Origin of the sequence: Limnospira sp. PMC 1279.21, from assembly GCF_032349615.1 — a bacterium.
GTDB lineage: Bacteria > Cyanobacteriota > Cyanobacteriia > Cyanobacteriales > Microcoleaceae > Limnospira > Limnospira fusiformis.
Genome location: NZ_JARPLU010000155.1, coordinates 1 through 10826, shown reverse-complemented (window position 1 = coordinate 10826; position 10826 = coordinate 1). Strand labels below are relative to the sequence as shown.

10 protein-coding genes and 1 pseudogene are annotated in these 10826 nt (G+C 45.7%); 6 read left to right on the top strand and 5 right to left on the bottom strand.

Going from position 1 to position 10826, the window contains the following annotated elements; all coding sequences use genetic code 11:
• Both P5683_RS19220 and P5683_RS19215 read left to right on the top strand, forming a co-directional pair.
• On the top strand, positions 1-853 hold an 853-nt coding region (locus P5683_RS19220), incomplete at its 5' end, for a DUF4912 domain-containing protein (RefSeq protein ID WP_315645529.1).
• Positions 850-2880 (top strand): DICT sensory domain-containing protein, encoded by a 2031-nt coding sequence (locus P5683_RS19215; RefSeq protein WP_315640892.1) that lies wholly within the window; start codon positions 850-852, stop codon positions 2878-2880. The genes P5683_RS19220 and P5683_RS19215, both read left to right, overlap by 4 nt.
• 67 nt (positions 2881-2947) lie before the next feature.
• On the opposite strand, the gene fabD is transcribed toward P5683_RS19215, so the two are convergent.
• The 3 genes from fabD to plsX form a co-directional block, all read right to left on the bottom strand.
• Positions 2948-3823, bottom strand: coding sequence for an ACP S-malonyltransferase (gene fabD, locus P5683_RS19210; protein WP_006625926.1), 876 nt, complete (start codon positions 3821-3823; stop codon positions 2948-2950).
• 60 nt (positions 3824-3883) lie between these two features.
• Complete coding sequence (locus P5683_RS19205; protein ID WP_008050529.1) at positions 3884-4876, bottom strand: beta-ketoacyl-ACP synthase III; 993 nt, start codon at positions 4874-4876, stop codon at positions 3884-3886.
• A gap of 149 nt (positions 4877-5025) precedes the next feature.
• On the bottom strand, positions 5026-6066 hold the full coding sequence (gene plsX, locus P5683_RS19200; protein WP_008050530.1) for a phosphate acyltransferase PlsX: 1041 nt from the start codon (positions 6064-6066) through the stop codon (positions 5026-5028).
• 354 nt (positions 6067-6420) lie between these two features.
• On the opposite strand from plsX, the gene P5683_RS19195 reads away from it, so the two are divergent.
• The 3 genes from P5683_RS19195 to P5683_RS19185 are packed head-to-tail and all read left to right on the top strand — an operon-like array spanning position 6421 to position 8848.
• Entirely contained in the window at positions 6421-6597 is a 177-nt protein-coding gene (locus tag P5683_RS19195) for an RRXRR domain-containing protein (RefSeq protein ID WP_006617505.1), read from the top strand.
• 56 nt (positions 6598-6653) lie between these two features.
• Entirely contained in the window at positions 6654-7952 is a 1299-nt protein-coding gene (locus P5683_RS19190) for a D-alanyl-D-alanine carboxypeptidase (protein ID WP_006625921.1), read from the top strand.
• Between the two features lie 38 nt (positions 7953-7990).
• Positions 7991-8848, top strand: coding sequence for a DUF6473 family protein (locus P5683_RS19185; RefSeq protein WP_006625920.1), 858 nt, complete (start codon positions 7991-7993; stop codon positions 8846-8848).
• A gap of 123 nt (positions 8849-8971) precedes the next feature.
• Here the strand turns inward: P5683_RS19185 and P5683_RS19180 are convergent, their stop codons facing one another.
• Both P5683_RS19180 and pheS read right to left on the bottom strand, forming a co-directional pair.
• Positions 8972-9613, bottom strand: coding sequence for an SH3 domain-containing protein (locus P5683_RS19180; protein WP_006669784.1), 642 nt, complete (start codon positions 9611-9613; stop codon positions 8972-8974).
• Between the two features lie 26 nt (positions 9614-9639).
• The gene (pheS, locus tag P5683_RS19175; protein ID WP_006625918.1) at positions 9640-10641 is read right to left on the bottom strand and encodes a phenylalanine--tRNA ligase subunit alpha; all 1002 of its coding nucleotides are present in this window, start codon (positions 10639-10641) and stop codon (positions 9640-9642) included.
• 87 nt (positions 10642-10728) lie between these two features.
• Between pheS and P5683_RS19170 the strand changes: the two are divergent.
• A pseudogene (locus P5683_RS19170) lies at positions 10729-10826 on the top strand (IS607 family transposase); the annotation flags it as partial.

Here is a 10826-nt window from a genome sequence, read left to right as displayed (position 1 = left end):
GGTGGAAGATGCGGAAACTCAGGAGAGTCAGGAGAGTTACCAGGTAGCAGATATTGGGGATTCGGATTCGGAAAGGGTCTCGGAATCAGAGGTGGTGGAAGATGCGGAAACTCAGGAGAGTCAGGAGAGTTACCAGGTAGCAGATATTGGGGATTCGGATTCGGAAAGGGTCTCGGAATTAGAAGTTGTGGAAGATGCGGAAACTCAGGAGGTTTCTGAGGTAGCGGAAATTGAGTTAGGAGATTCCTCCGATGAGGTGTCGGAAAGGGATGGAGAGGCGGATGAGAATTTGAAGCAAGCAACGCTAACAGGTGGTCAAGCATGGGTAGTGGGAGGAGGAGACGATCGCAGTCAGTTAGATGTGGAATCGAAAAAATTCAATGTAGGTCAACAGGATGATGGCGAAATTATAGGTTTGGATGTAGATGAAGGACTCCCGGATTTACCGGGTGGCTATAATCAGAAATGTATCGTGTTGTTGCCACGAGATCCCAGTTGGGCTTATGCTTATTGGGATATTGGTAATGAGTATCGAGAACCCTTGCGACAAAAAGGAGGTAAACAACTGGCGCTGCGGGTTTACGATGTCACCTGGATCGATATGGATAAGCAGCGTCCCCACAGTATGAAACAATATGAGTGCGATGAGTTAACGCAGGAATGGTATATTCCGGTACCGATGAGCGATCGCGACTATATTGTAGAAATTGGCTATGTGACGGAAAGTGGTCATTGGCTGTTGTTGGCGCGTTCAGAATCAGTACATATTCCCCCAGTTTACCCCTGTGACCATTATGGCGATCGCTTTTATACAATTTCCTGGGAAGAAAATCTGCGGGGTAAAAATATATGAGCATTTCCATATCAATTCTAACAGAATTGGTGCAGTATCAGCCACAGATTAGACCTCAAATATACTTTAAATCTTCCCTAATTGCCCTTTCTCATGCTATGGAAGATCAGGTGTTGGCGGGGTCAGATTCTCCCTTGGTGATTGCTACATTTCAGCGAGAAAGGTTTTATCGTCAGGAAGCACATAGATATCGGCGAATTGCGGCTTTGACCTCTCAAGTATATGTGATGGCTGCACCAGAAACTGAGTTTAAAAATGCTTCTGATGCTTATGAAACTGTGGCTTTTCCACCGGAAGATATATTGAGTCAGGAATGGAATTTAGTGGTGTTAGGGGAGAATTATGCAAGCTGTCTGGTTTGTATTGAACGTGAGGATTTAGCGGAAAATGCCGAGATGTCAGAACAGTTGACGATGGACCCAGCGCGTCCCTTTGAGGGGGTGTGGACTTCTAATCGTCTGATTTGTTCCCAAGTGGCGACACTTTTACTAGAAAGAGTTAAGTATTATCGACCGGAAATACACAGTAAAATTGAAGAGGCTGTTAGTGGCTTTAATTTACCTACGAAACTGGTCAAACCTCGGAAATCAAAAAAACGTAAAGCTGGCCCAAATCCGAAGGAGCAAGTTGAGCCAGATTTGCAGCTAAATGATCCGTTTGCTCATCGTTTGGTAACTTATTTACAAGCAGGTCAACATAAGTTACTGCGGGTTTATCGTTCTTTGGCGGTTCAGGAGTGGAAGGAGCGATTGGTTAATTCCATCACAGCGGCTATTCGTCAATCTCTTGACCCGGAAGAAGTTCTGGAAATTGCTACTCGTGAATTTGGGGAAGCAATGCAGGCTCATCGGTGTTTGATTTATCGGTGTAGGTCTACTGATCAAAGTGTTGTTATTGAACATGAATATCTGCGATCGTGCCCTGAACAACCGGAGGGAACAAAGGTTAAATCTTTACGGGGGGAGACTTGGTGGCTGGAAAATAACCCTTTATTTATACAGGTTCTACAACAACAACGTTATGTGTATTTGGGGGAACCGGGGGAGGTGGATTATGGGATAGATGAGGGTGAGAATATTTTGGCTAAACTGGCTGAAAAATGGGAAATTGGCGGCTGGTTGATGGTGCCGATTTTGTCGCAAGGTCGGCTTTTGGGGATGGTAGAATTGCATCAGTGTAATTCGGTTTGTCGCAGTTGGGAAGATGATGAGCTGTCTTTGATGGATGCGATCGCTACTCAGTTGGCTGCGGCTTTAATTCAGGCGGAAACTCATGCAAATCTTGAGGAATTGAATCGGCAATTGGAAGCGTTAGAAAGGACTCGCAGCAATTTGATTGCCATTACAGGTCATGAATTAAGGACTCCTTTATCTACAATTCAGGTCTGTTTGGAGTCTTTGAGTCAGGAACCAGATATGCCTTTGGAAATGCGAGAGGTGATGTTAGAAACGGCTCAAGCTGACGCGGAACGTCTGCGGAAATTGGTGCAGGATTTTCTAACTTTATCCCATTTAGAAAGTGGTAGAGTGGACTGGAACCCGGAATCTTTGCGATTGGAAGAATGTATTGATTTGGCTATTAGTGGTGTGAGTGCTAGATATGCGGAAAATAAGCCTAAAATTGAGGTAGAAATTAATGATAATTTACCGTTAGTTAAAGCTGATGGTGAGTGGTTGGTTGAATTGCTGACTAAACTGTTAGATAATGCTTGCAAGTTTACCAGTTCTGAGGGTAAGGTGACTATTAAGGCTAAATCTAATGGCGATCGAATGTTAGAGGTGACTGTGGCTGATACGGGACGAGGAATTGAGCCTAACCGCTTGGAGGAAGTTTTTGATAGGTTTTATCAGGAGGAGGGTTCCCTACGCCGCACAGTGGGGGGAACGGGTTTAGGATTGGCGATAGGTAGGCAAATTGTCACGGGTTGGGGAGGCCGTATCTGGGCTGATTCTTTGGGGAAAAACCAAGGCAGCCAGTTCCATTTTACCATACCTTTGGTGGAAAGTGAGTTAATAATTAATAATTAGTAATTAGTAATTGATAATTAATTGGGAAGGGAGCGGGATGCTCCCAGTACAATTAGGATTAAAGAAATTAGGATGGCGGAATGCGATCGCAATTTTCTAGGGTCAAACCGGAACAGGTCCGCTTAATTAATCCAGTCAATACTTGACCAGGACCGACTTCTATCACTTTTTGAATACCCTGTTCTGAAAGTTGTAAACAAATTTCGCGCCAACGCACCGAACCCGTCATTTGTTTAACCAGACGTTCCTTGAGAATTTCCCCATCAGTAGCGGGGGTAGGGTCTACATTAGACAAAACCGGAACGGTAGCCTGTTGAAAATGAACTAAGTCTAAAACTTGTTGAAATTGGGTAGCAGCATCAGCCATTAAAGGGGAATGAAAAGCGCCCGATACATTCAATTTAACGGCTCGTTTGACCTTGATTTTACTGAGGAGATTATCAACGGCTTCTGGGGTTCCTGAAATCACGACTTGAGCGGAACTATTATCATTAGCCAAAACCACATTGTCGGTTTGTTCTAGTTGTTGATTGAGTTGTTCAGCATTAAAGCCAATGAGAGCAGCCATTTGTCCCCCCGCCGCCTTATCCATGAGTTCGGCGCGATGTTTAACCAAACGCAAACCCGCCTCAAAATCAAAGACTCCAGCAGCATAAAGAGCGACATATTCTCCTAAACTATGACCCGCGACTAAATCGGGAGTTTGACCTTGTTTTTTGAGAGCATCAACGAGGAGAGTTTCGACTACATATAAACAGGGCTGAGTGTAGAGAGTGCGAGACAATTTATCAGCCTCCCCCTGACACAAATCAGGTAGAGACCAACCGAGGATATCAGCAGCTTGATGTAACTTAGGTTGTGCGTCTGGTGAATCAAATAAATCGGCACCCATACCGACAGCCTGTGAACCTTGTCCAGGAAAAACCCATGCGGTTTTAGTCATTATTGTTTGCTTGTTAACCTTAGCTAAATAGGACAGTAAAAAATGGGGTTTAACTTTTAATTAGTTTCCCCATTTAAAGATTGCCGAACCCCAGGTTAAACCTGCACCAAATCCGGCTGTAGCAATTATATCACCGGATTGTATTTTTCCCGATCGCACTACTTCATCAAGAGCCAAAGGAATAGAAGCGGCGGAAGTATTACCATAATTAGCGAGGTTACTAATCACCTTATGGGGGGGGATTTTTAGCCTTTGAGCGACAGCATCAAGAATCCGTTGGTTAGCTTGGTGAAGGATAAGCCAATCGACATCATCAGCAGTTAAGCCGGAGTTAAATAGAGCTTTTTCGACCACTTCCGGGACTTTTTTAACAGCAAAGCGATAGATATCTTGACCATTCATAGTAATGGGTAGATACTTACCTTGATTGATAGTAATTTCGGGAGTTAAAGCCTTAGCTTCTGGTTGAAAAGCCAGGTTAAGGGAACTATTGAGACTACCATCACTTTTGAGTTCAAAACCCAATAAATTATCGCGATCGCTGGCTTGTAAAACCACCGCACCCGCGCCATCTCCAAATAAAATACAAGTGCGGCGGTCCGACCAATCAACCCATCTGGAGAGAATATCCGCCCCCACTAAAAGCACATTTTTATAAACTCCGTTACGGATAAACTGACTAGCAGTGACCAAGCCAAAAACAAAGCCAGAACAAGCCGCCGTCAAGTCAAAAGCCACCGCTTTGGTCGCGCCAATTTGTGCTTGTATTTGACTAGCACTACCAAATAAATCATCAGCGGTGGAAGTAGCGAGAATAATTAAATCAATATCAGTAGGTTGTAAACCAGCCATAGCGATCGCATTTGCGCAAGCCGATGCCGCCATGTGACTAAGTGTTACCTCTGTAGTCGCCAAGCGCCGTTGACGAATACCTGTGCGGGAACTAATCCACTCATCGGAGGTTTCCACCAGTTGAGAAAGTTGGTTATTATCGAGTAAAACCGACGGAGTAGCCGCGCCACTACCTGTAATAGCTATACCTGTGGTTGTCATTTATCCTTAATTATTTTCTATGAAAGGGGTCAAAATGTGAGTGGTTAGGGTGCAGGGGGGGGGTAAAATCGATAATTGACATTAACAATGATCAATTATTAATTTTCCCCAGAGCATATAGCTGATCACCAAATCCGACGATCGCCAGATTATGAGTCTTGTTCAATCGCCTGTTTTTGGTGTTTTTGATACTGTAAATTAATGCGTTCTAGCACTTCATTATTAACCGCATCTCGCGCCATGCGAATAGCATTACAAATAGTCGGGGCTTTAGAAGACCCATGACCAATAATGCAAATTCCGGCTACACCCAAAAGTAAAGCTCCCCCATGTTCAACGTGATCAACCCTTTGTTTAAAGCGTTTTAAACTAGGCTTCAGCAGAGTAGCCCCCAGTTGCGATCGCAGTCCCGAAGATAACTCCTCCCGCAGCAATTGGAGAACCGCCTCTCCGACTCCCTCGGCAAATTTCAATAGTACATTACCCACAAAGCCATCACAAACTATCACATTAAACTTACCAGTGAGTACATCTCGTCCTTCAGCATTTCCAGCAAAAGAAATCAGAGAATTTTCTTGTAGCATCTGATAAGTCCGCACCGCCAGATCATCACCCTTAGAAGATTCTTCACCAATATTGAGTAATCCCACAGTCGGGTTATCAACACCCAAAACATACTGGCTATAGATGCTTCCCATAACAGCAAACTGTTCTAGGAACTTAGGACGACAATCAACATTAGCCCCCACATCCAGAATCAGAACCGGGGAAGAACGCACCATAGTAGGTAACACAGCACCAATGGCGGGGCGATCAATACCCCGAATGCGTCCTACCCGCAATAGTGCCGAAGCCATCGCCGCCCCAGAGTGACCAGCAGATACAACCGCATCAGCTTTTTTTTGTTTAACCAAATTCATGGCAACATTAATAGAAGCATTAGGCTTGCGTTTAATCGCCCCTAATGGTTCTTCGTGCATTTCGATTGTCCCTTCGGCGGGGACAATTTCTGGCAATGGTGAGTTGCTGTGGTGTTCTTTGAGGGATGCCTCAATCTGCTGAGGATCTCCCACCAGTATGACATCAACCCCAAATTTTTCCTGTGCCATCAGCGCGCCCGCCACTACTTCTGTGGGGGCATGATCTCCACCCATCGCGTCAATTGCAATTCGTGCGCTAGTTAAGCCCATTGACCCAAGTTAGAGAAACCTTGAAGATTTTACCAAAAAACGGGGTTATAACCCTTATCCATAAAGCAAGGGGTTTCGCGCTAAGTGTCTCAGTACGCGATATCCTCTTGCATAAAATCCGGTAATTTCCGGCAGGAGGCGGAAATTACTCCTCACAGAGTCTGCAAGATGCAGGTCCAGGATTAGACCTACGTTAAGGGGGTGATGACACCCACAGGTGAACGCCAGCCTGTTGCTCTGTCGTCTATCTTTAAGGAACGAGATGAGTGGATTGGCAATCTCGAGTGAGCTAGACGTAAAAAGCCCCTTTAACATGACCGAGGCAAACATTACCCCATCTGGGAGATAGCTTAAATGCCAAATTACCAAAATTACGTTTTTGTGGTTGACACACTGGGGCAACCGTTAAGTCCCACTCATCGGGCCAGGGCCAGAAAGCTTTTGAAGCAGGGTTTGGCTGCAGTGTTTAGGACTTATCCATTTACAATTATCCTCAAGAAAACTGATTCTAATGGTCCGGGAAAATCCTAGAATTGCGGTGTTGATAATTATCTGATTTTTGTTTGACTTTGAGGAAACAGCGGCCGATGTTAGATGTGTTTACTTCTGGGATTATGTCTGTATGGTTGGAGATGGCTGGGATGAATCGCGACCAATTGAATAGGACTTCCCAGCAAATGTGGGAAAGCAGCCTATCGGATATTATCTCTATTGAACGCCCAGATCCAGCAGTAGAGGCGATCGTCCAACAGTATTTGGCGCGTTTATCCAGTCGTGGCATATCCAGCGCCTCTCAGGGGGTATGGATTGAGGCGGGACCTTTTACGGTGGCTAATCATCGGGGGGATATTCCTTTATCGGCCGCTTCGATCACTAAAATAGCTACATCTTTGGCGGCGTTGCAAACCTGGAGTGTTAACCATCAGTTTGAAACCATCATTGGCGCAACTGGTCCCATTGAAAATGGGGTATTGCAAGGGGATTTGGTGATTGTGGGGGGAGGAAATCCCTTTTTTGTCTGGGAAGAGGCTTTTAGTTTGGGATATGCTCTCAATCAGTTGGGTATTCGTCAGGTGCGGGGAAATTTGACGATCGCTGGTAATTTTTCGATGAATTATGAATCGGAACCGCAACTGGTGGGTAATTTACTCCGTCAATCCCTCGATTCCCGGCTGTGGGAGTCAGAAGCAGCTACTCAATATGTCCGTTCAGGGTCGGGGTTGCCAAAACCACAGGTACAAATTTTGGGCTCGGTGCAATATGTCACCTCCCCGCCTAATCTCCAACCCCTAATCCGCCATCGGTCTCTGAGTTTGGCTGAGATTATTAAACAAATGAATATCTACAGTAATAATCCCATCTCGGAAATGTTGGCTGAAACTTTGGGCGGTGCTGAGATGGTGCGACGATTGGCGGCTGAGGCTGCTGGGGTTTCCGTTGATGAAATTCGCCTGATTAATGGTTCTGGTTTGGGTCATGAAAATCAAATTTCTCCTAGGGCTTCGGTGGCTATGTTTATCGCTTTGGATAGACATTTGCGAGATACAGATTTAACTGTGGCGGATTTATTACCTGTTTCGGGACGAGATTTGGGAACTTTGGAATATCGCCGCATTCCTCCAAATTCGGCTGTCAAAACTGGCACTTTGTTTGATGTTAGTGCTTTGGCGGGGGCTATCCCAACTCGCGATCGCGGTGTGGTCTGGTTTGCTATCATTAACCGCGCTACGGGTTTGGATGCTTTGCGTGATGACCAGGATTGGTTATTACAACAGTTGGTAAATTACTGGGGTGCGTCGGATGTTTTGCCAATTACTTTGACAAATAATCTTGATGGGACTCGTCCGGCTTTGGGGGATCTGGCTAGAATTGATCGGGTTAATTAGCTCGATTTTTCAGATGCTGCTAACAATGCTAATCAATTATGGGATATTATCAAGAACGCGATCGCTCTATTACTAACTACCAAATGTTTGAGTTGGGAAACACTGGATTATCTTTTCGTGGCCCCCAACCCCACACACTCGCTCAGGGTGATTATTTTACCTGTTTAGGCGCGGCACAGACTTTTGGCTGTTTTGGCGATCGCCCCTATCCTAATTTGTTGGCAAATTGGCTGAAATTACCAGTTTTAAACTTGGGATATGGGGGGGCGGGTCCTTCTTTCTTTCTCCACAATTCTGCCTTAATCGATTACATAAATCGCGGTAAGTTTGCCATTGTTCAGGTCATGTCTGGACGCAGTGAGAGTAACTCCCTATTTGATACCGGAGGCTTGGAATATATCCGCCGACGTTCTGATGGTGAACAGTTGGGTTCAGAACCGGCTTATCAGGAGTTATTGACTACCTGCGATCGCGATTTTGTCAATCAGATTATCGCCGAAACTCGACAAAATTGGGTCAGCAGTTATCAGCTTTTATTGAGCAAAATTAAAGTCCCGAAAATTCTGCTTTGGTTTTCCGAGAGGGAGCCTGATTATCAACTTACATACAATAATATTTATTGTCTATTTGGCAAGTTTCCCCACTTGATAAATGCTCAGGCGATCGCTCAAATCATCCCCTTCGCTAATGATTATATTCAATGTGTTTCTACCCGAGGAATGCCACAACTATTAATTAACCGACTCACCGGATACCCTACCACCCTGAATTTAGCCTATCAGCGCCCGGATTTGGGCGATAAAACCTCTTTTTACAATGATTATTATTTTTCTCCCGAAATGCAACGAGACGCGGCTACATTGCTAAAATCAGCCTGTCAGCAATACCTATATTGACATACTCCCCCCTAGGATTCGGATTGAGGGAAAGGGTAATGTTTGCTGTAATTGATAATTAATTCCCCCGGCTTCCCTAGAAAGGAAAAAGCATGGGGGGAAAGAGGTAACGAATGGCTGAAACTACCGACACATAATTAACGTATTAGCAGAGATATATCCAGCCACCGGAGTGGTAATTTTAACCCAATTGCGACGCTCACCATCAGGGTCAGGAATTAAGCGATAGTCAGATGCTAATTGTACCCGTTCTCCCGAATCGACACCACCGCGACGAGCAGATGAGCGGGAAGGAGCAGCCCTGACCGCGACACCTTCTGGAGCCGCCTCGCGATCGACTTGACGACAAAGACTCCCTGATGGTCGTGTGGGTGGAGTTTCAGCCAAATCGGTAGAACAGTCCACCAAATTACCGGAACTATTGGGAAAGCCGTTAGAAATAAAACCCCGGACGGGATTAGTGATTTCCACCCAGGAGCGACCACCAGGACCAGTTATTCCCTGTGCATTAGTGGCTAAAGTCACTTGTTGAGCATAGGAAACCTGACCGACGACGGGAGAATTGGGAGTAGGTCGCGCCCGAACTACTAAACCCCGAGGTTCAGAAATTTTACGACAGCGATCGCTGGTGGTTTGGGCGATATTAGAGTTAGAGTTAGGCAATATTTGAGCGCGCGCCCCCAATTGTGCAACTGAGAGCATCAACAAAACTATAGCTAACCCAGAAACTGACCGATTAAAGGATTTCCCAACTGCCAAAAACATAAAATCCACACCCACCCTAAGAACCTTTAGAATTGTCGCAGAAAGCGCAGATCACTAGCATAAACCCGCCGAATATCATCCAATTGGTGTAAGACCATAGCAAAGCGTTCTACCCCAAACCCCGCAGCAAATCCAGTATATTTTTGAGGATCATAACCCACAGCTTCGAGAACATTCGGATCGACCATACCACAGCCTAACACCTCCAACCATTTACCCTGCCATTCCAAATCCACCTCAGCGGAGGGTTCTGTAAACGGGAAATAACTAGCGCGGAACCGAATTGGTAGATCACCAAACATTTGACCCAGAAACTCTTTAATAGTGCCTTTGAGGTCTGTAAAACGGAGATTTTCCCCGATCGCTAATAACTCCAGTTGATGAAATACCGCCGCATGGGTAGCATCCACAGTATCGCGACGATAAACCCGACCCGGTGCGACAATGCGAATGGGGGGCTGATGTTGTTCCATGTAGCGAATTTGCACCGAAGAGGTATGAGTCCGTAACAGATTCCCATCAGGTAGGTAGAAGGTATCCTGCATATCCCGCGCCGGGTGGTCTGGGGGGGTGTTTAATGCCTCAAAATTATAGTAGTCGCTCTCCATTTCTGGCCCGGTAGCCACGGTGTAGCCCATACCTACGAAGATATCTAAAGCCCGGTCAATTACGGCATTGAGGGGGTGAATTTTGCCCTGGGGACGATACACAGGGGGCATGGTAACATCTATGGTTTCAGTTTTTAGTTGAGCTTCAATGAGGGCGAGTTCTAGGGCTGTGCGACGCTGGTCGAGTTGAGTTTGCAGGGCTTGTTTAACTTCGTTGGCGCGCGCCCCAATACGAGGGCGCGCTTCCGGTTCAAGTTTACCCATTCCCCCCAGAACTTTGGAGAGTTGGCCTTTTTTGCCTAGATAGTTAATCCGCAACTGTTCCAGTCCTGAGAGGGTTTCACAGATGGCGATCGCTCTGTCAGCCTCTTGGCGTAGGGATTCGATTTGGTTTTCTAACGATTGAAGTTCGGTAGTCATTTGAGTGAGAGCATGATTTAATCACAAATTCGGTTAATATTTTAGGGCAATACGGTATAATAAGCGAGAAGGGTTGAGGATAAACCTATTGCCAGATATGTCAAACCCAAGGAAGCCGCCCAAATCCTTCGAGTCCATGAAAGAACACTCCGCAGATGGGACGAAAATGGCTCAATCGAGACCAT